This window comes from Hymenobacter sedentarius (genome assembly GCF_001507645.1).
Taxonomy (GTDB): domain Bacteria; phylum Bacteroidota; class Bacteroidia; order Cytophagales; family Hymenobacteraceae; genus Hymenobacter; species Hymenobacter sedentarius.
The window spans coordinates 791,652-811,342 of sequence record NZ_CP013909.1 but is presented as its reverse complement, the minus strand read 5'-3'; the positions used below and the strand labels follow the sequence as shown (position 1 = coordinate 811,342).

The 19,691-nt window shown below is 62.2% G+C and carries 18 protein-coding genes; 6 read left to right on the top strand and 12 right to left on the bottom strand.

Features of this window, described 5'->3' with window-relative positions; genetic code table 11:
- Positions 1 to 3: 3 nt before the first annotated feature.
- From AUC43_RS03400 to AUC43_RS03375, 6 genes are all read right to left on the bottom strand, one after another.
- Complete coding sequence (locus tag AUC43_RS03400; protein WP_068189980.1) at positions 4 to 1,104, bottom strand: glycosyltransferase; 1,101 nt, start codon at positions 1,102 to 1,104, stop codon at positions 4 to 6.
- A 115-nt stretch (positions 1,105 to 1,219) separates the two neighbouring features.
- Positions 1,220 to 2,632 carry an MFS transporter gene (locus tag AUC43_RS03395; protein WP_082684879.1) on the bottom strand — a complete coding sequence of 471 codons (1,413 nt, stop codon included), beginning with the start codon at positions 2,630 to 2,632 and terminating at the stop codon, positions 1,220 to 1,222.
- A gap of 97 nt (positions 2,633 to 2,729) precedes the next feature.
- On the bottom strand, positions 2,730 to 4,553 hold the full coding sequence (locus tag AUC43_RS03390) for an alpha-amylase family glycosyl hydrolase (RefSeq protein WP_068189978.1): 1,824 nt from the start codon (positions 4,551 to 4,553) through the stop codon (positions 2,730 to 2,732).
- Between the two features lie 94 nt (positions 4,554 to 4,647).
- Positions 4,648 to 5,355 (bottom strand): SDR family oxidoreductase, encoded by a 708-nt coding sequence (locus AUC43_RS03385; protein WP_068189975.1) that lies wholly within the window; start codon positions 5,353 to 5,355, stop codon positions 4,648 to 4,650.
- A 157-nt stretch (positions 5,356 to 5,512) separates the two neighbouring features.
- On the bottom strand, positions 5,513 to 7,402 hold the full coding sequence (locus AUC43_RS03380) for an alpha-amylase family glycosyl hydrolase (RefSeq protein WP_068189972.1): 1,890 nt from the start codon (positions 7,400 to 7,402) through the stop codon (positions 5,513 to 5,515).
- A 189-nt stretch (positions 7,403 to 7,591) separates the two neighbouring features.
- Positions 7,592 to 9,025 (bottom strand): hydrolase, encoded by a 1,434-nt coding sequence (locus tag AUC43_RS03375; RefSeq protein ID WP_157780907.1) that lies wholly within the window; start codon positions 9,023 to 9,025, stop codon positions 7,592 to 7,594.
- 539 nt (positions 9,026 to 9,564) lie between these two features.
- Between AUC43_RS03375 and glgP the strand changes: the two genes are divergently transcribed.
- From glgP to AUC43_RS03360, 3 genes are all read left to right on the top strand, one after another.
- Positions 9,565 to 11,211, top strand: a complete 1,647-nt coding sequence (gene glgP / locus AUC43_RS03370; protein ID WP_068189964.1) for an alpha-glucan family phosphorylase — start codon at positions 9,565 to 9,567, stop codon at positions 11,209 to 11,211.
- 137 nt (positions 11,212 to 11,348) lie between these two features.
- Positions 11,349 to 12,011 (top strand): SOS response-associated peptidase, encoded by a 663-nt coding sequence (locus AUC43_RS03365; RefSeq protein ID WP_068189960.1) that lies wholly within the window; start codon positions 11,349 to 11,351, stop codon positions 12,009 to 12,011.
- 218 nt (positions 12,012 to 12,229) lie between these two features.
- On the top strand, positions 12,230 to 12,604 hold the full coding sequence (locus AUC43_RS03360) for a hypothetical protein (RefSeq protein ID WP_071885806.1): 375 nt from the start codon (positions 12,230 to 12,232) through the stop codon (positions 12,602 to 12,604).
- 57 nt (positions 12,605 to 12,661) lie between these two features.
- Here the strand turns inward: AUC43_RS03360 and AUC43_RS03355 are convergent, their stop codons facing one another.
- On the bottom strand, positions 12,662 to 12,856 hold the full coding sequence (locus tag AUC43_RS03355) for a hypothetical protein (RefSeq protein ID WP_068189954.1): 195 nt from the start codon (positions 12,854 to 12,856) through the stop codon (positions 12,662 to 12,664).
- A 44-nt stretch (positions 12,857 to 12,900) separates the two neighbouring features.
- Positions 12,901 to 13,347 carry a septal ring lytic transglycosylase RlpA family protein gene (locus AUC43_RS03350; protein WP_071886025.1) on the bottom strand — a complete coding sequence of 149 codons (447 nt, stop codon included), beginning with the start codon at positions 13,345 to 13,347 and terminating at the stop codon, positions 12,901 to 12,903.
- A gap of 72 nt (positions 13,348 to 13,419) precedes the next feature.
- Between AUC43_RS03350 and AUC43_RS03345 the strand changes: the two genes are divergently transcribed.
- Complete coding sequence (locus AUC43_RS03345; protein ID WP_068189951.1) at positions 13,420 to 13,653, top strand: hypothetical protein; 234 nt, start codon at positions 13,420 to 13,422, stop codon at positions 13,651 to 13,653.
- An 81-nt stretch (positions 13,654 to 13,734) separates the two neighbouring features.
- Here AUC43_RS03345 and AUC43_RS03340 read toward each other — a convergent pair whose 3' ends face one another.
- Entirely contained in the window at positions 13,735 to 14,598 is an 864-nt protein-coding gene (locus AUC43_RS03340) for a glycoside hydrolase family 25 protein (protein ID WP_068189947.1), read from the bottom strand.
- Positions 14,599 to 14,695: 97 nt separating this feature from the next.
- Here AUC43_RS03340 and AUC43_RS03335 point away from each other — a divergent pair, with 97 nt between their 5' ends.
- Together AUC43_RS03335 and AUC43_RS03330 are read left to right on the top strand one after the other, a co-directional pair.
- Positions 14,696 to 14,971 (top strand): VF530 family protein, encoded by a 276-nt coding sequence (locus AUC43_RS03335; RefSeq protein ID WP_068189944.1) that lies wholly within the window; start codon positions 14,696 to 14,698, stop codon positions 14,969 to 14,971.
- Between the two features lie 5 nt (positions 14,972 to 14,976).
- Positions 14,977 to 15,300 (top strand): hypothetical protein, encoded by a 324-nt coding sequence (locus tag AUC43_RS03330; RefSeq protein ID WP_068189941.1) that lies wholly within the window; start codon positions 14,977 to 14,979, stop codon positions 15,298 to 15,300.
- Positions 15,301 to 15,476: 176 nt separating this feature from the next.
- On the opposite strand, the gene AUC43_RS03325 is transcribed toward AUC43_RS03330, so the two are convergent.
- The 3 genes from AUC43_RS03325 to AUC43_RS03315 form a co-directional block, all read right to left on the bottom strand.
- Positions 15,477 to 15,860: an Hsp20/alpha crystallin family protein gene (locus AUC43_RS03325; protein ID WP_068189937.1), complete on the bottom strand. Its 384-nt coding sequence runs from the start codon at positions 15,858 to 15,860 to the stop codon at positions 15,477 to 15,479.
- Between the two features lie 291 nt (positions 15,861 to 16,151).
- Positions 16,152 to 17,990, bottom strand: coding sequence for a BamA/TamA family outer membrane protein (locus tag AUC43_RS03320; protein WP_068189934.1), 1,839 nt, complete (start codon positions 17,988 to 17,990; stop codon positions 16,152 to 16,154).
- Positions 17,991 to 18,105: 115 nt separating this feature from the next.
- Positions 18,106 to 19,662 (bottom strand): glycoside hydrolase family 32 protein, encoded by a 1,557-nt coding sequence (locus AUC43_RS03315; RefSeq protein WP_068189930.1) that lies wholly within the window; start codon positions 19,660 to 19,662, stop codon positions 18,106 to 18,108.
- Positions 19,663 to 19,691 lie beyond the last annotated feature (29 nt).

Below are 19,691 nucleotides of genomic sequence, written 5' to 3'. Positions count from 1 at the left end.
GCCTCAGGCCTCGGCCCAGGTGTAGCGGCGCTGCTTCCACTCTACGGGCCCGGGCCACAGCACGTACGCCAGCACCAGCACCGACATCAGGCACAGGTAGGGCTCGTAGAGCAGCAGCACGCCCAGCCGCTCGCGCCGCCCCACCCGGCGCAGGGCAGCGTGCAAAAACAAAGTTTGGAGGAATACTTTGCCGCCGTACAGCAGTGCCAACGGCGCCAGCGGCAGCAGGCCCGGCCAGAACAGCACGGTGTAAAAAGCCGCGTAGAGCCCAAACAACCCGCTGCAATACCACGGCAAGTCGGTGGTGCCTTTCATCCAGCGCTTGCGTTGCTGGAGCAAGGCGGCCACGGTGGGCTGGGGGGCCGAAACCCCCAGCACGGCCGGCGAGCAAAGGTTGCGGAAGCCCCAGCCCCGGGCCACGATGCGCCGAAATATCTGCAGGTCTTCGTGGGTGCTGAAGGCCATGCCCTCGTAGCCGCCCACGTCGTGGTAGGCCGCGCGGGTGAGGAGCATGTTGTTGCCCAGGGCGGTGGCGGGCAGGCCGTGGTCGGCCAGCAAGCCGATGAGGTTCAGCCCAAAAAGCCAGTCCAGCCCCTGCAGGCGCCCAAACAGGCCGCCCCCGGCCGTGGTGATGCCCGTGACCACGCCCACCCCGGGCGTGGCGGCAGCCAGCATGGCCGAAACCCAGTCGGGCGCCAACGCCATGTCAGCATCGGTAAACAGGAAATAGTCGGCCGTGGCCACGCGGCAGAGGTGGGCCAGGGCATTGGTCTTGCCCCGGATGGCACCCGCGCCGCCGGGCACCGCCAGCAGCCGAAACTGCGGCTTGCCCGCAATAAAGGCCCGCACCACCGCGGCCGTGTTGTCGGTGGAGCCATCGTCGGCAATCAGGATTTCCAGGCGGCTGGCTGGGTAATGCTGGGCAGCCAGCGAGCGAAGGCAGCGCTCGATGGTGGCCTCCTCGTTGCGGGCCGCTACCAGAATGCTCACCCGTGGCCGGCCCACCCGCCGGGGCCCCCGCCGCCGGGCCCGCGGCCGGGGCCACACCAACGCGGCGATGCAAACACTAAAGAATAGCCCAAAGAAAACAGCCGCCAGCAGCATACGAGACCCGAAAGATGAACCTTCTGGATACGCAGGCAGGGCTGGCGGCTGTTGCTGGGATTAGTGCGGGTTTCTAGGCCAAAGGCCGTAGAAGTACGCAGCGGAAAATACCCAATTATACTTCCGGGTTGGCGGGGGAGAGGGCGTCGTAGCCCAGGCTTTCGGCGGGCGCTTCGATGGGCAGGCGGATGTCGTCGGCGTCGTGCACGCGCAGGGTGAGCAGGCCCGAGATTATCATGGACACGCCGCCTAGCATGAGGGTGTAAATGGGCTGGTCGTGAAACACATGCTTGGTGAGCGGGCCCAGAATCAGGCCGGCCGCGCCTTGCGGAATTACGATAAAGAAGTTGAACACGCCCATGTAGTAGCCCATCTTATTGGCGGGCAGGGCCCCGGCCAGCATGGCGTAGGGCACCGACAGGATGCTGGCCCAGGCAATGCCCACGCCCACCATCGACAACAGGATGTAGTGGTAGTCGTGAATGAAGTAGATGGAAATTAGCCCCACGCCACCCATTACCAAGGCCAGCATGTGGGTGAAGCGGCGGCTGGTGGCCCGGGCCACCATGGGCAGCAGCAGGGCTACTACCGCCGACAAGCCGTTGTAGACTGAGAAGCACACGCCCACCCAGTCGCCGCCTTTGTTGTAGAGCGCTGAGGTGGTGTCGGTGGTGTGGAACACGTGGCTGGTGACGGCCTGCGTGGTGTATATCCACATCGAAAACAGCGCAAACCAGGAAAAGAACTGCACCACGGCCAGCTGACGCATGGTTTTGGGCATGTGGAAGATGCCCTGAAACGACTCCCGGAAGCCGTTAGCAAAGCCGGCCGTGCGCTTCTTTTCGGCTTCAAATTCGGCTAGGTTTTCGGGCGGGTACTCCTTGGTGCGCAGGATGGTCCAGAGCACGGCGAGGAAGAACACCAGCCCGCCCACGTAAAACGCGTACTTCAGCGATAGCGAAATGTGGCCGGGCTCGGGCGTGTTGGATACGCCAAACCAGTTGGCGAATATCCACGGCAGTGAGGAGCCCACGATGGCCCCCACGCCGATAAAGAAGGTTTGGGCGCCAAAGCCCGTGGTGCGCTGCTGCGAGGGCAGCAGGTCGCCGACCAGGGCCCGGAAGGGCTCCATGGAAATGTTGATGCTCGAGTCCAGAATCCAGAGCATGCCGGCCGCCATCCAGAGCGCCGTCACGTTGGGCATCACCACCAGGGCCAGAGAAGCCAGCACCGCCCCGATGAAAAAGAAGGGGCGCCGCCGGCCAAAGGTGGGGTGCCAGGTGCGGTCGGACAGGTAGCCGATGATGGGCTGCACCAGCAGGCCCGTGATGGGCGCGGCCAGCCACAGGTAGGCTATTTCGTCGGTCTTGGCCCCCATGGTTTCAAAAATCCGGCTCATGTTGCTGTTTTGCAGCGCAAAGCCGAATTGAATGCCGAGGAATCCGAAACTCATGTTCCAGATTTGCCAGAAGCTGAGGCGGGGTTTTTCGCGGGTACTAACCGAGGAAACGGCGGTGGGAGCAGCCATCGGAGAAGGGGAAGAAAGTGAAGGCCGCGCAGCCCTCCGGTGGTGGGGGCGGCACGGCCTTCAAACTTACAAAATTCCGCCGTGTACTCCGGCAACGTTACCGGGGCTTTATTTCAAATATATAGGCCGATAACGGAGCTAGCGTGAGGTTGAGGGTGTTGCGGACCTCGCCCGGGTTCAGCACGTCGGTGTAGGTGTAGAATTTTTTGGTGTTCAGGCCCATGGCCGCCACGGCCTCGGCGGGCACGTTGATGGTAGGCCGGTAGGTTTTGTCGGCGCTGAAGTTGACCACCACCAGCAGCTGCTGCTTGTCGGTGTAGCGCAGGTAGGTGTAGAGGTGCTTCTGGTTGTATTCCTTGCCCAGGTTGTTGGCGTCCTGCAGCTCGTAGAAGCGCCCTTTGCGGATGGCGTCGCTGGTGCTGGCTAGGTTGAGCAAGCGGGCATAGAAGCTGCGCAGGTTTTTCTGCTCCGCGCTGAGCTTGGCCCCGTCGAACTTGCCCTGGTTCATCCACTTCTGGTGCTCGGGCACGCCCCAGTAGTCGAAGATGGACGTGCGGCCGTCTTCGCCGCTGAAGCCTTCGCTGCCGTGGGCGGGCTCGGCCACTTCCTGGCCGGAATAAAGCATCACCGGGCCGCTGGCTAGGGTGGCCGTCACGGTCATGGCCGGAATGGCGCGCTTGGGGTCGGTGGCAAAGTCCTTGGAGGCAATGCGCTGCTCGTCGTGATTTTCCAGAAAGCGCAGCATGTGCGACGCGAAGCCGTTGCTTTCTTCCTTCCACACCTTGGTGATGTCCTCGGTGGAGCCTTCCTGCCGCATGAGGCGGCGCAGGCCGTCGTAGAGGCCCACTTTGTCGTAGAGAAAGTCGAATTTGCCCTGCTCCAGGAAGGTTTTGTACTGCTTGGGGTTGTAGGCTTCGGCGATGAAGATGATGTTGGGGTTCACCTTTTTCACCTCCGGAATGACGTAGGCCCAGAACTCCAGGGGCACCATCTCGGCCATGTCGCAGCGGAAGCCGTCTACTTTTTTGCCAGCCCAGAATACGAGAATGTCGCGCATCTTCTTCCAAGTGTCGGGCACGGGGCTGAAGTACCCTTTGCGGGCGTTCTGGTAGTCCACGCCGTAGTTGAGCTTGGTGGTTTCAAACCAGTCGTCGACGTGCGGGGCTTCCGAGAATACGTCGTTGCCGGTGGCTTTGGCGGGGGTTTCGGTGTACTTGCCGTCTTCGCGCGGGCCCCGGAGCGGGCCCAGCGGGTTGTAGCCGGCGGGCACCACAAAGCTCTTGCCGGGTAGGTAGTAGAAGTTGTTGTTGGGCGCGAAGGCCTTGGTCTTGTCGTCCTGGGCGCCCAGGTCCACCACGCCCTGGGGCTTGGCGTCCGACTTGTAGGAGCGCGCCACGTGGTTCGGAATGAAGTCCATGAGCACCTTCAGGCCGTGGTCGTGGGTGCGCTTGATGAGGGCCTCGTACTCGGGCATGCGGTTTTTCACCACCACGGCCAGGTCGGGCGCCACGTCGTAGTAGTCCTTGATGGCGTAGGGCGAGCCGGCGCGGCCCTTTACCACGTCGGCGTCGTCGGCGGGGATGCCCTGGGCGGCGTAGTCCGTCATGGTGGCGTGCTCAATCACGCCGGTGTACCACACGTGGCTCACGCCCATCTTCTTGATTTCGTCGAGGGCCTTGTCGGTGATGTCGTTGAACTTGCCGCAGCCGTTTTCCGCGATGGTACCGTAGGGCTTGTTCAGGGCCACCTTGTTGCCAAACAAGCGCGTCATCAACTGGTAGATGACCAACTTGTTGTCCTGGGGTACCTCCGCGGTGGTGTTGGGGTCGTTGGTGGTGGTGCGTTTAGTAGGCACGGGAGGGTTGGGCAAAGAGAATGCAGCCAAAGAGAGAAGGCCGCCAGCCAGCAACAATTTTTTCATGGTGCGGCAAGATAGCGCAGCGCTTAATGAAGAAGGAAGAATCGGCCCCTAATAGTGGGCAGTTAAGCCCAAAAAATCTTCATTAAGTGAAATATTACCATTCCTGCGTGAAGGGGTGCAGCATCAGCTCGTCGACTACCACGTGGGCTGGGGCTTCGAGCACGTAGCGCACGGCCTGGGCGATGTCGGAGGGGCGCAGGTGGGTTTTTTCGGCTTCGGGGCTGCCGGGTGTGGTGTCGTTGAAGTGCGTATCGACCAGCCCGGGGTAAATGGTGGTCACCTTGATGCCGTGGGGGCGCACCTCCTTGCGCAGGCTGGCCAGCAGCGCATCCTGGGCAAACTTGCTGGCCCCGTACACGGTGCCGTGCGGGAAGGTGCGCTTGGCCACGTCGGAGGTAATGCCCACGATGTGGCCCTTTTTGCGCTCTTTAAAGTGCGGTACCGCGGCCTTGCACATCAGGAAGGTGCCCTTCACGTTGGTGTCGAATATCCGGTCCCACTCGGCCGAAGCAAAATCCTCAAGCTGATTGAACGACCCCACCCCGGCGTTGCAGATGAGCATGTCGAGGCGCCCGAAGTTGCGCAGGGTTTCGGCTATTACGTGCTGGGCGTCCAGCTCGTCCGATACGTCGGCCACAATGCTCAGGCCCTTGGTTTTGCAAGTCAGTTCGGCCAGCTCGGCCTCGCTGCGGGACACGGCCACTACTTTGGCTCCCTGCAGGGCGAGCAGCAGCGCCACGGCCCGGCCAATGCCGCGGCTGGCCCCGGTTACGATGGCGACTTGGTCAGTGAGGTCGGTCATAAGCGCAAGGTGTCGCTAAGGTTAAAAATCAAGGTCCGCAAATTCCGGAAACTGCGACTGCCGGGACTGAATCGAGCTAAGTCGAAGTAGCGACAAGAAGTTACAAAACATGCTCGTCTTTGCGAGATTTCCGTCTTCAACTTCGCGCAACGGCGCGCTACTTCCGCAGCTCAACTACCCAGGCCGTGTGCGCGGGCACCTGCAGGGTCTTGAGGTCTGAGATGGTGGCGCCGCTTACCACTTCCTGCCCCGACGTGAAGCCGGCGAACCGCTCGGCGAAGCGCGTGCCGTCGACCTTTTTCGCGTCCTTGGTGTTGTTGGCAATCACCATCACGCACTCGCCGGCGTCGTTGTAGCGGAAGTACGTGTACACGCCATCCTGCGGGATAAACTGCATAAGCTTGCCGCTGCTCAGCACGGGGTGGGTCTTGCGGTAGTTGGCCAGCTTGCTCACGTAGTCGAACGCTTCGCCGGCCTGGCCGGAGCGGGTGGCGAAGTAGTTGGTCTTGTCGCCAGCCCAACCGCCGGGAAAGTCTTCGCGCACCTTGCCGTCGGGGTTCGAGAAGTTCTTCATTAGCACCTCGGTGCCGTAGTAGAGTTGCGGGGTGCCGCGCAGGGTGAGCAGCCAGGCCATGCCTGTTTTGAACTTGTTGAAGTCTTCGCCCACCACCGAGTAGAAGCGGCTCATGTCGTGGTTGTCAAGGAAGGGCACGTTGCGGGTGGCGTCTACGTACAGCCAGTCGCCCTGCAGGGCGTGGTAGAGCTTGCTCAGGTCGCCGTTTTCGGTTTTCAGCGCATCGGAGATGGCGAAGCAGATTTGAAAGTCGAGCACGCCCGGCAGGTTCGACTTAAAGCCGTTCACCGGCGGGAAAATGTTCTGGGCGAAGAAGGCCTGCTCGGCCTCGGTGCCTTCCCAGGCCTCGCCAAACAAAGCCAGCTTGGGGTATTCCTCGGCAATGGCCTTGCCCCAGGCCATCAGAAACTGCGGGTCGGAATAAGGGTAGGTATCGATGCGGTAGCCGTCGAGGCCGGTGCTTTCCACCCACCACAGAAAGTTCTGAATCAGGTAGGTAGCCACCAGCGGGTTGCCCTGGTTTACGTCGGGCATGGTGGTGTCAAACCAGCCGTCGTTGAACAGCTGGTAGTCGCGCTTCGAGGCGTAGGGGTCGTTGAGGGCGAAGGCGTTGTAGTTGCTGCGCGTGAAGCTGGGGAACTTGTGGAACCAGTCTTCGCCGGGCTTGTCGAGGAACAAGTGGTGGTAGCTGCCCCAGTGGTTGAGCACGATGTCCTGCACCACTTTCAGGCCGTTGGCGTGCGCGGCTTTCACAAACTGCACGTACTCGGCGTTGGTGCCGTAGCGCGGGTCAATCTTGTAGCAGTCCGTCACCGCGTAGCCGTGGTAGCTGGCCTTGGGCATGTCGTTTTCCACCAGCGGCGTGGGCCAGATGGCCGTGGCGCCCAGCTGCTTGAAGTACGCAAAGTGGTTCTGAATGCCCTTGATGTCGCCGCCGTGGCGGGCATACATCGAGTCGCGGGCAATGTGGTTGACGCGGGTGCCTTTCACCACGTCGTTTTTGGGGTCGCCGTTCGAGAAGCGGTCCGGCATCAGCATGTAGATAAAGTCGGCCTGGGAGAGCCCCTGGGTGCGCTGGGGGTCCTGGTTGCGGGCCCGCAGCTCGTAGGCGTAGCTCAACTTCTTGGCTCCTTGAAAGGTGAGCTTGAGCTGGCCCGGTTTCGCGTTGGGGCCGATGTTGAGGTTCACCACCAGGTAGTTGGGGCTTTCCACTTTCTGCACGCCCTCCACTCTCACGCCGGGGTAGGTGGCCAGGGTGGCCGTGCTGGCCCCAATGCCGGGGCTGTGCACCAACAGCTGTAGCTTGGGGTTTTTCATGCCCACCCACCAGAAGGTGGGGTCGATGCGCACGCTGGGGGCGGCTTTGGCGGCAGGAGCGGTGGCGGCCGGCAGGCCCGGGGTCAGGCGCGCCGAGACGGGAGCAGCCGTGGCCAGCAGCAAGGCCGCAGTCGGCAGTAAGCGGAAGAAATTCATAAACGAAACGGTACCGTAAAAGAGCTTCGGAACGTCAAAGTAACGGTTTTAGTGGGCAAGGTCCTGTATGGCCGCTCCGCGTCCGGAGGCAAAGCCCACCACAAAAAAGCCCGCTCCTTATCCAGGAGCGGGCTTTTTAAGGAATGAACAGGTGCTGGCCGGGCACGTAGCCCGCCGGCGCTTAGCGCCTTACAATTGCTTGGCCAGCCAGAGCGAGGCGTTCATGTGCAGCTTGGCGTGGCTGGCAATTTCGGTCCAGCCCGGGTACACGGTGTTGCCGGGGCTGCCGGTGCCGTCGTCGGCCGGCGAGGAGTCGGTGATGACTACCACGCGGCCGGTGCCGTAGGTGCTGCTGGCGCACATAATGTTGGTGAGGCCCTGCGTGGCCGTGGTCTGCCAAATCAGGGGCTGGGCCTGCGAGCCGCTGGTTTTGGTGATGGTGGCGCCGTTGCTGAACTTGAGCTGGGTGACGTCGCCCTGCGAGCCGTGCAGAATGGGGTTGGTGCTGCTGGCCAGCACGTTGCTGGTGGTTTCGGAAATGTTGGTGTAGTTGATGCTCAGGCCGAATGGGTTGGCCTGCACCGAGTTGTTGGTCATCAGGTCGTTCCAGATGTCGACCGAGTCGTAGCCGTCGTTGTTGCGGTCGGAGATGTCGTGGTCGGAAATCAGGAACAAGCCGCCGCCGTTTTGCACGAAGCTGATGATGGCCGTCTTCTCCGCCGCGGTAAACAGCGTGTTGGGCTCATCCACCACAAACACGTTGTAGTTGGCCAGGTCCTGGGGGTTGGAGGCATTGCCGTAGGTGAGGGCCGTGCCTGCGGGCAGGTTTTCCACCGAGTTGCCCAGCTTCACCAGGGCCACGCCCCAGGAGGAGAGCGCCGCCGTCCAGTAGGTTTCGGCCGTGGTGCTCGTGATGCCCGATGCCGCGGGGGTGGGGTAGCGGGGCGTCACGCCAGCGTCCACGTCCAGGGCCCAGTCGGCGTTGCCGGCCAGCTCGGCGTGGCTGGCGTCAAACAGGAACTTGGTGCCGCCCGTGGAGCCACCGCCGCCGCTGCCGTAGCTCTGCACCGTGATGTTGTCGAAGCTGATGCGGTTGGTGGTGCCGTCGGTTTTGCGCACCTGCAGGCGCACGGCGCCGGCTAGGTTCACGGTGAAAGAGGCCGTGCTGAGCGCAGTGGTGCTGGTGGTGATGGTGCTGCCCACTTTGGTGTAGGTGCTGCCGCTGTTGGTGGAGGCCCACAGCTCCCAGGTGCTGCTGGCGTCGGTGCCGTACTTGGCGTGGTCGACCGTAACGGCGCCGGCGCCACCGGCCAGGTCGAAGTTCATGCTCAGCGAGCCGCTGTTGCGCACCCGCGCCGACTGCGTGCCGGTCTTGACGTCGGCGGTGGTGTTGCCAATCAGGGCATCGTTCAGAGTCCAGGAGCCCGAGCCCAGCGTGACGCTGCCGGTGGTGTAGGCAGTTTTGGTGCCCGTTTCAAACCCCTCCGGGAAGCCCGTCGCCGAAACGTCGGCCCGGAGGACGGTGGCCGTGGGCGTAGCCGGGGTCAGCTCCGATTTGGAGCAGCTTGCAAATAGCATTGCTCCAAGTAGGGGCGCCGCGAAGGTGCGTACGGAAAAGGACATGCGCATAAGGGATTGGGCTGAAATGGGAAGTGGAAATATTCAGCCAAAGTTAATATAGCTAGTTACTTACATTGTATGAAGACGAAGTGTAAGATTATGGCATATACGAATAGTGTATTTGATGGAAATAGTTATTACCAATTTCGTGATTGTATTTATTTGTTAAAAAAGGCTTCTTTTAAACCCGGCTTATAGCTCGTCCGTTAGAGACTGATTGTTCGGCCTCCAGCGGGAGGCTTATTGTTTCTTTAATTTTCCTTCCACGCAGGTAGATTCTGTCTAAAAAGCCTCGGCACCGATAAGCTCCGGCCCTAGACGGGCTAGCCGCTGGCCCAATTTTACGGTAGTCGGGCCTAGCCCGCTGACGCATAGGGCTTTTGAGTCTTGGCCTGCTTTCGGTTATCGGGCATTTTGTGTTCTTTGTCGAATGCTTCGGACCTTGCGCCCCCAGCGGGCTAAGGTCGAAGTTCCGGCCTCCGTTTTCCCCATCTCGCATTTTCTCTCTCAGGCGCAGGCAGCAGCGTGCGCGATATGTTTCTATGGCTTTTACGTTCAACCCTTACACGCCGGCAGCTAAATACAAGACGGCCGCGGCGTACTTCTCGATGGAGTTTGCCATCGACCAATCCCTGAAAACGTACTCCGGTGGCCTGGGCTTCCTGGCGGGCTCACACATGCGCTCGGCCTACGAGCTGAAGCAGAACCTGGTGGGCATCAGCATTCTGTGGAGCTTCGGCTACTACGACCAGGGTCGCAACGAAGACCAGACCATGCGGGCCGAGTTCCGCCAGAAGCACTACTCGTTTTTGGAAGATACCGGCCTGGTGTTTCCCATCACCATTCACGGGGCCGATGTGCACGTGAAGGCCCTGTACCTGGCGCCGGAGGTGTTTGGCACCGTGCCGATGTTCTTCCTGACCACCGACATTGCCGAGAACGACTACATCTCGCGCACCATCTCGCACCACCTCTACGACCCGGACGCGGCAGCCCGCGTGGCCCAGAGCATCCTGCTGGGCGTGGGCGGCGGCAAGCTGCTCGACTTGCTCGGCCGCAAGACCGACGTGTACCACCTCAACGAGGGCCACGGCCTGCCGCTGGCGTTCTATCTCTACGAGCAGCACGGCCGCAGCCTGGCCGAAGTGCAGAAGCGCCTGGTATTCACCACGCACACCCCCGAGCTGGCCGGCAACGAGGAGCGCCCCATGAAGCTGCTCACCGACATGAGCTTCTTTGGCGACGTGCCCGAGCAGGAAATCCGCCGCGTGGCCCGCATCGAGAACGACGCGCTGAACTACACGCTCACCGCCCTGCGCTTCTCCCGCAAGGCCAACGCCGTGAGCAAGGTGCACGGCATCGTGAGCCTGGAAATGTGGGGCCACTACGAGGGCATCTGCCCCATCATCCCCATCACCAACAGCCAGAACGGCCTCTATTGGCGCGACCCACAGCTGGCCGCCGCCAACAAAGCCAAGGACGACGCCGCCCTGCTGGCCCGCAAGCGCGAGCTGAAAAAGGACCTGTTCAAGATTGTGGCCGACCAAACCGGCAACCTCTTCGACCCCGACGTGCTGACCATCGTGTGGTCCCGCCGCTTTGCCGGCTACAAGCGCGCCGACCTGATTCTGCGCCACTTCGACCGGTTTGTGCAGCTGGCCAGCAACACCAAGCGGCCCATCCAGATGATTTGGGCCGGCAAGCCTTACCCCAAGGACTTTGGCGCCGTGGACCTGTTCAATGAAATTATCCAGCGCACGGCCCACCTGAAAAACTGCGCCGTGCTCACGGGCTACGAACTGGGTCTGTCGGCCGCGCTGAAAAAAGGCTCCGACATCTGGCTCAACACGCCCCGCTTCCCCCGCGAGGCCAGTGGCACCAGCGGCATGACCGCCGCCATGAACGCAAGCGTGAACCTGAGCATTGCCGACGGCTGGATTCCCGAATTCTGCCGCGACGGCGACAACGGCTTCCTCATCGCGCACGCCGAAGTGGAGCTGCCCGACAACGTGAAGGACGACCAGGAGGCCACCACCCTGCTCGACGTGCTCGAAACCAAGGTGCTGCCGATGTACTACGAGCAGCCCAAGCAGTTTCTGAAGGTGGTGAAAAACGCCATGAAGGACGTAGAGCCCGAGTTTGAGTCGGGCCGCATGGCCAAGCAGTACTACGAGCAGCTCTACAAATAGAAAGCTGCAGTTGTGAACCGGTAAGTGCCCAAACGGCCCTTTATCTATTCGGGGTAAACCTGAATGATAAAGGGCCGTTTAGTGTTAAAAAGAGGCAAAAAAGCCATTTTTAACCTCACCATTTCACGCCTTTCCGCATGTGTGGCCGTTACACGTTCATCGCCCCGGCGCCCGTTGTTGAGCAGCGTTTCGACGCTAAGTTCACCGAGCAGCCGCCCACTACCTTCAACGCCGCGCCCTCGCAGCGCCTGCCGGTCATCACCAACGCCGCTCCCCACCAGATTCAGTTACTGAGCTGGGGCCTGGTACCCAGTTGGAGCAAAGACCCGGCCCACGGCCCCAAGCCCATCAACGCCCGCGCCGAAACGCTGGCCGAAAAACCGTCTTTCCGGCAGCTGCTGGACCGCCGGCGCTGCCTGGTGCTGGCCGATAGCTTCTACGAGTGGCAAACCACGCCCGCGGGCAAGGTGCCGCACCGGATTCTGCTGCGCAGCGAGGAGCCGTTTGCCTTTGCCGGCCTCTGGGACGAGTGGCTCGACCGCAGCACCGGCGAGCTACACCCTACGTTCACCATCGTCACCACCGACCCCAATGCGCTAATGGCCAACATTCACAATCGCATGCCCGTCATTCTGCCCAGCCGCTCGGCCGAGCAAGCCTGGCTGGATGATGGCCTGGGCCTGGAAGCCCACCAGCACCTGCTGATGCCCTACGACGCGGCCGCCATGAAAGAGTACGTTATCAGCAAGCGCGTGAATTCGCCTGCTAATAATGACGCTGAAGTGCTGGCTGCGGCATAGGGGAACCTCACCCCCGGCCCCTCTCCAAAAGAGAGGGGAGCCTGACGGTAATCCAGTAAAAAGGCCCGGCTCAAAATTGAGCCGGGCCTTTTGGTTTGAAATTGAGCTGCACTATGTGCCGTGGCTCCCCTCTCTTTTGGAGAGGGGCCGGGGGTGAGGTTCCACCCAGGTGAGGTACCTACTAGCTCCATCGCCGCTATTCGTGTTACTTTGCCCGCATGAATTGGCGTAACCCTTGGCTTTTGCTGCTGCTCATTTTTGTGCTTTCCACGGCCGTGCAACTGGACTTGCCGTGGTGGAGCATGGCGGTGGTGGCGTTTGCGCTGGGGTTTACCCTGATGCCTTCGGGCGGGGCGGCTTTTGGGGCGGGCTTTGGAGGGGCAGGGTTGAGCTGGCTAGTGCCGGCAGCCTGGCTCGCGTACCAAAACGAGGGTCTGCTGGCCCACCGGGTAGCTCAATTGCTGCCGCTGGGCGGTTCGGCCGTTGTTTTGGTGCTCGTCACGGGTGTGGTGGCGGGCTTGGTTGGGGGTGTAGCAGCGCTGGCGGGCACCTGGTTGCGTCAGGCGGTGCGCCCTGCTCCGCAGGCCGGCTAGTAGCCTGTTCGTAAGCGCGTTATTTAGCTCAATTCGCTGCTGAGCAGAATGTGCCAGCTACTTGGCGGTGTACCAGGCCAGCACTTCCAGGCCGGCGGCATCGTCTTCGGCTTCCACTACTTCGTCGAGCACGTACTGCACTTCGGCTTCGGACCAGCCTTCGTCTTCGGCGGCCGGCACCCACAGGTCGAGGGCGGCGTAGCGGTTGATGCCGGGCGGCAGGGTGCAGTGCACCTTCTTGCGGATATTCATAGGGGCGAAATTACAAATAGCGTGGCGGAGCCATCAAAAAGGGTTTAGCGGGAGCCGTCGGCGGGCTTAATCACGGTAACCAGCACGGGCACCACGCCGGCTTCGATGATGTCGAGCTGGACGGCAGCGCGCCGCGACACGTCCACGATGTAGCCCTTGGTGTGCGGGCCCCGGTCGGTCACGGTCACGTCTACGGAGCGGCCGTTGCGGGTGTTGGTTACCCGGATGACGGTGCCAAACGGCAGGGTGTTGTGGGCGGCGGTCATCTCGCCGGGCCGGTAAGTGGAGCCGCTGGCCGTGGCCCGGCCCGCAAATTTATTGGCGTAGTAAGAGCCTAGGCCTTTCTGGGTATAGGCGCCGCGGGGGGCGGCGGGGCCGCCGTGGCCCACGTTGCGGCTGCTGTTGCAGGAGGCCAGCAGCGCCAGCACGAGCAGCGGAACGAGGCGGATGCCCCATAGGCCGATGCGCAAAAAGGTGGCTCTCAGGTACATCTTCATCTAAAATTTAAAGTCCGCGACAATATTTTACCACAATTCCACTCCAACCTCTTTTTAACCTCAACCATGAAAACGTCCCTCAAACTTCTTGCCGCTCTTGCCCTGACGGGCTTTGGCTTCGGCAGCGCCAGCGCGCAAGGCACCAAGCCCATGCCGAAAGACCGCAAAACGGAAATCAAATCCGAAGAGACGACCGAAACCAAGAAAGAAGAAAAGTCGGTGACTGCCCGAGGCACCAAAACGGCGCATCACGGCGGCAGAATGCACCACACCAAAACGACCTCGAAGCGCAAAGTGTAACCGTTGCGGCCCCTTAAGGCAAGCCGCCCGGCTCGGCCATTTCCTCGGAAATGGTGGGCCGGGCGGCTTTTTTTATGAGGGTCAGCGGTGAGGAGAAGTGGGGGTGGGCGCCGCGGCCGCGGCAGGCACGCGAAGGGCCTGTAAAGACTCAAAACTGCCCTGGAAGACGTTGAAATCGACCACGCCCCGGATGCCCGGCACGTAGGCCTCGTCGGAATGCTGCCAGATTATCCACTTGTTGCGGGGCATGGTGGGGCGCTCCACTTCGTAGTGGGCCAGCCACAGCGGATAGTTGTCGAAGTGGCCGGCAAGGTGCCGCTTGTAGAAGCTGTGGTTGGAGTAGAGGATGGGGCGCACACCGTAGTGCGCTTCGATGAGGCGCAGCCAGCGGGCCACCTCGCGGCGCAGCACAGCCACGTCGTGGAAATTGGCCGCTTCCACGTCGAGCACGGGCGGCAAATCGCCGGGCCCGATGGGCACGGTGCGCGCAAATAAGTCGGCCTGTACCTGGCCGCCGCGGTTGGCCTGGAAGTAGTGGTAGGCGCCGCACAGCACGCCGGCGGCCCGGGCATCGTGCCAGTTGCGGGCAAAGCGGGCGTCGCGCAGGGTGCCGCCCTCGCTGGCCTTGATGAAGGCAAACCGCACCCCGTGGCGGGCCACTTCCGGCCAGTCGATGCGGCCCTGGTACGCCGATACGTCGATGCCGTGCACCGAGTAGCCGGCCAGCAGCGGGGTTTTTTCGCGGCCCGTGAGGCCGCCCTTGGTGAGCGTGGCCCACGTGCGGCGGGCGTAGCGGTTCAGCTGCACACGGTGGCGCAGGTAGTACACCGTGGCCAGCACCGACCCCAGCAGCAGCAGCGCCAGCAGCCCGCGCCGCCAGGCCCTGCGCCGGGCGGGGCGGCGGGCCGATTTGGCAGGGCGGTGGGCGAGGGGCGAGGAGGGCATGGGGCGAAGTTGCCCAAAAATAACGACCGGCCGCGGCGCATCGTGCGTGGGGCCCCGGGTTTTCGCGAACTTTACGGTTCCAGCTGCTTTTCTTCCTATGTCCTTCCTCCGCGCCGCCGACGCCCGCGACGAATCCGGCCACCTCATCCGCGAGTTGCACGGGGTCACGCTCGCCAATATCCTCGAATACCTTGTGGCCGCCTACGGCTGGCCCGAGCTCGACGCCCGCCTGCGCATGAACTGCTTCGCCGAAAACCCCAGCATCAAGTCAAGTCTGAGCTTTTTGCGCCGCACGCCCTGGGCCCGTACCAAAGTCGAAGAGCTGTACATCAAGGCGCGCTCTGCCGAGGTGCAGGGCCGCCCGCGCCCCTAGCTCCGATGGCCGACGTAACCCAAAAATCATCCAAGCCGGCGCTGCTGGCCGGGCTGCTGCTCTTCATCGTTTTCGAAACGGTGGCCTTCTACGGCCTGCAGTACCTCACGTCGGGCCTGGGCGAGTCCAATCAGTATCAGGCCGAAAATACCATTGTCAGCAATTGGGTGAAGACCATGGTGTTTTTTGTGGCGCACCTGGCCTTGGTCATTGTGGCCATGCTCATTCTCAGCAACCGCCTGCCGCGCCGCTACCGCGGGCAGGTAATGGGCTGGTTTTACCTGGCCCTGGTGATGAGCTTCGTGCTGATTATCCCGCTGTTCGGGTAGCCCTAAAAAACAAAACCACCGCTGCGGGCGGTGGCTCAAGAGTGAAATCCTAAAAGCGGGGAAGCAGCCGGTCGGCCCCGGCGTTATTAATAGACTGCGGTGCCGGTCGGTCCCGGCGTTATCAAACTAATAAACAGATACTAAAAGCAGGCGCCACACGGCCGCTGCATGCGGCATTAGTTGTGGCGGATGTCGATTTCGCGCTGCTGGTCGCTGGGGTTCATGAACGGGATGCGCACGCGCAACTCGTCGCCTTCGTGCACCGCGTCGATGCGGGCCAGGTCCAGGTTGGTGGGCAGGTCGAGCGTTTGCACGAAGAGGGGCGCCGCCAGCTGGTCGTCGGGCTGGTGGCGGTACTCGCCGAACACCGTGAGGCGCTGCTGGTTGAGCACCACGCGGAAGCTCTCGGCGGGTACGGTAGGCATGGCCACGCGCAAAATCACGCCTTTGGGCCGCTGCTCCACGCGCAGCTGTGGTTGAGCCACGCCGCCGCCTATGGTGTTGAGCAAGTCCAGCTGCGGGGCAATGGTACGGATGAATTTCGGGCTGATAAGTTTCATGGCAAGGAGCCGGATTTAGAGCGGCTTCATCCTCTGTATGACAAATGATGTACCAATCTGAATTAAGGCCTACTTGGTCTGTATATCAGACGTATTGGCGGGATTTTTTGTTCGAATTTTCCAATTCCGGCCACTGTGGCGTAAACCCGTTTCCCCTCTCAAAAAGGCAGACGAAATGGCGGAACTTCCACGCCCGATTTTAGCTCAATTTTGGAATGGCACAGGCGCCTTGTGCGGCGCTTAAGGCCGCATAAAGCCGCGGGCTAGCAGCGTCAGGCCCCGTCCATTGGGCTAGAAACGGCTGGTGAGGCCGAAGTGAATCTTCGACGTTCTCAGTTCAAACGCCTGGTCGCGGGAGCGCCCCAGCGAGTACACAAACTGGAACAGCCCGGCGGCGGTGCGGAAGCTCAGGCCCGCCCCCACGCCGGTGGGCTGGTCGGTGTAGCGGTCATGCACCACGTCGTGGCGCGTATACGCTTGGTCAATAAAGACAAACGCGTAGGAATCAGCGCCAATGAACTGCCGGAATTCGGCCGTGGCCAGGCCGTAGGAGCTGGTGTAGAACTGGTTTTCGTTGAAGCCCCGCAGGGAGTTTAGCCCCCCAAGGCGCGCCAGGTCGTTGGTGAACAGGCGGGGGTTGAGCACGCCTTCGCCGCGCAGGCGCAGCAGCAGCACACCCGCCCGCTTCACGGGGAAATACCGCTCGGCCCGCAGCCCGAAGGAATACTGCGTGGAGCGCAGGCCAAGGCCGTTGTAAAACTCCTCCCGGATGCTGGGGTTGCGCGTGATGGTTTTAGTGCCCACGGCGCCCTGGCCGCTCAGCAGGTAGCCGCGGTGCGGAAAGAATAGGTCGTCGAGGCTGTTCCAGGTGTAGTTCAGGCCGTAGGAGTTGAACTGCGAGTCAATGTTTTCGGGCAGCTGCCCGAGGCTGACGTAGGTGAGGCTGTCGTAAAGCAAAAACGAACTGCGCTGCTCAAAGAAGAAGCTCACCCGCCCGGCCCGGGCGGTGGGGTAGCTCACCTGCACGCGGGGGCGCAGGGTGAGGAAGGCGTCGGTTTGTTTGTAGAGGTTGAAGGTGCCGGCCACTTCCAGCGGGGTGCCGAAGAAGTTGGGGTGCACGTATTGCACGTCGAGCAGCTGCGAGAGGGCGTCGGTTTTGCGCCACTGCAGCCCAATTTGCTTGCCGCCGCCCTTGAGGTTGCGCAGGTTGATGGTGACGTCACCGGTGAACTGCACGCCCGTTTTGGCCTGGTCGGAGTTGGGCAGAATGCCCACAATCGCATCGAACTGGTTCGAGGGCCGGTCGTCGAGCAGCAGGTACACCCGGGCCTTGCCCCTGGCAAACCGGACTTCGGGCTCGGCGCGCAGCCGCACGTAGGGCAGTTGGCGCAGCAGCTGGGCCGCCGCCGCCACGCGCTGCTGGCTGAAGGGCTGATTGGGGAAAATCTGGAGATACTTGGTGAGGAAGCGCTTCTTGGTCTTGGTGTTGCCCACTATCTGCAGCGAGTCGAAGAGCACCACGCGGCCCCGTTTCAGCACCACCCGGCCGGCAATGTCGTGGTCGTTGAGCTGAATGGAATCGAGGCCCACCGTGGCGAAGGGGAAGCCTTGGTTTTCGGCTTCTATCAGAATTCGCTCCTGCAGCCGGGCCCAGTCGGCGGGCAGGAACGCACTGTGTTGGAAGAACTTCTCGCGGTACCCGGCGCGGGTAAGCAGGCCGTCGCCGAGGTTGCCGTTGCGCAGGTAGGCCCAGCGAAACGGCTGGCCCACGTAGAGGCCCACCCGCACGGTGTCGCGGCTCCAGCGCATGGTATCGGCCGAGGCCGTGAGGTAGGCATCGGCCTGCAGGCCCAGCACCAGGTCGCGCACTTCGCGCAGGGCGGCGAGGGAGTCGGGCACGGTTGCGCGCACTTTGTAGCGGCGCAGCAGCGGCCGGTCGGCGGCTTCGGCGTCGAGCAGCAGCACGCGCGGGTGGGCCAGAGCCCGGCGCGTCGCGGCGGCCGTGGCAGGCGCGACCACCGGCGGCAGGGGAGGCGTGGCCAGGGCCGGCTGGTTGGGCACGTTAGGGTCCAGTGCCGGGGTTTGAGCCCGCGCGCCGGGCCGCCCCGCCAGGCCGCTCAGGAGCAGCATTCCCAAACAGCACTGTAGAAACCGGATAGACATGCGGGGCGATAACGCGAAAGCCTGCGTTTAATTTCCCGAAGATAAACCCAGGAGCAAGCCGGCTGCCTGCCTTTCGGGGCTGCTACTTGCTGCCGCCCAAGCCCGCGGCGCTGCTGCTGGGCTTTGGAGCCAGGTTGGCGTAGCTCAACTCCTGCACCGTGAAGTTGCCGGTGGCTTGCAGCTTCAGCTTCGAAAGCGGCTGGGTCGGGAAAAACAGCTCGCTCATCACCGTCAGGCCTTTGTCGGCGAACACCTCCACCGAGGTGGCGTCCACCAGCAGCGTGAGGTCGGCCTCGGTCGTTTTGGCCAGGCGCGGGGCCGTGTGGCGGCCCGCAAACTTGGGGCTGAAGTCCGTGCGGCCCGCTTTGGTCCGGTCGATATAGTATTTATTGGTCGGTTTGTCGTAGCCGATGACCACCGCTTCGCCTTTGCCGTTGGCTAGCACCACCGAGAAGCTGGCCAGCTGCCGGGTGCTGATTTTCAGCTGGAACTTGTCGCCGACGTTTTTCAGCCGGGGCGTGAGGTCAATTTCCTTTTTGACTACCACGTCTTTCAGCGTCGTGGCTGCGGGGAATAGCCGGGCCACTTCCTTGGCGGGTTGCGAGGTGAGGTAAAGCTGCGCGCCTACCTGCTGCAGCCCCAGCTCGCGCGGAACGGTGGTGGCGTTGCGCCAGGGCGCCGTGGGCACCTGGTTGGCGTATTCCCAGTTGCTCATCCAGCCCAGGAAAATGCGCCGGTTGCCGGTGTTGGCAAACGTGACGCCGGCGTAGTCGTCGGGGCCATAGTCGGCCCATTTCGTGTCGGTGGTAAGCGGGGTGAAGGTCTTGCCGTCGAAGTTGCCGACGAAGTACTGCGTGCCCGAGCCGCCGTTGGGGCCGCCGGGGTTCAGGTTCACCAGCAGCACCCAGTAGGTTTTGCCGTTCAGCGTCATCGGGAACAGGTCGGGGCATTCCCATACGCCGCCGTGGGCGCCCAGCTTCTGGCCAAACTCGCTTTCCTTGGTCCATTCCTTGAGGTTAGGCGATGAAAAAAAGGTAATTCTGTCCTTGGTGGCCAGAGTCATCACCCACTTCTTCGCCACTTCGTTCCAGCTCACTTTGGGGTCACGGAAGTCGTGGATGCCGGGGTTCTTCAGCACGGGGTTGCCGGCGTACTTCGTCCAGGTTTTGCCCGCGTCGAGGCTGTAGGCCAGGCTCTGGTTTTGGAAAGTATCGGTGCCTTTTTTCTCGCCCTTAGGGTCGTGGTGCGTGAAGATAGCCACCAGCGGCACTTGCCCGTTTTTGCCGAAGCCGGTGGTGTTCTTGGCATCCACCACGGCGCTGCCGGAGAATATGTACCCCAGGCTATCGGGGTACAGGGCAATGGGCTGCTCTTTCCAGCTCACCAAATCGGCACTGGTGGCGTGGCCCCAGTGCATGGGTCCCCACACCATCCCATCAGGATAATATTGGAAAAACAGGTGGTACGTGCCCTGGTAATACACCATGCCGTTGGGGTCGTTCATCCAGTGGGCGGCGGGGCTGAAGTGGTAGGCCGGGCGGTACTGCGGGGTGGGCGCTGGGGCGGGTGCTGCTGTTTGGGCAGCGCTGGTATGAATCAGGCCAAGGACGCTAAGCGCCAGTAGGAAAAGTTTTTTCATGGGAGCGAGGAGGGAGGAAGAGCGGGGAG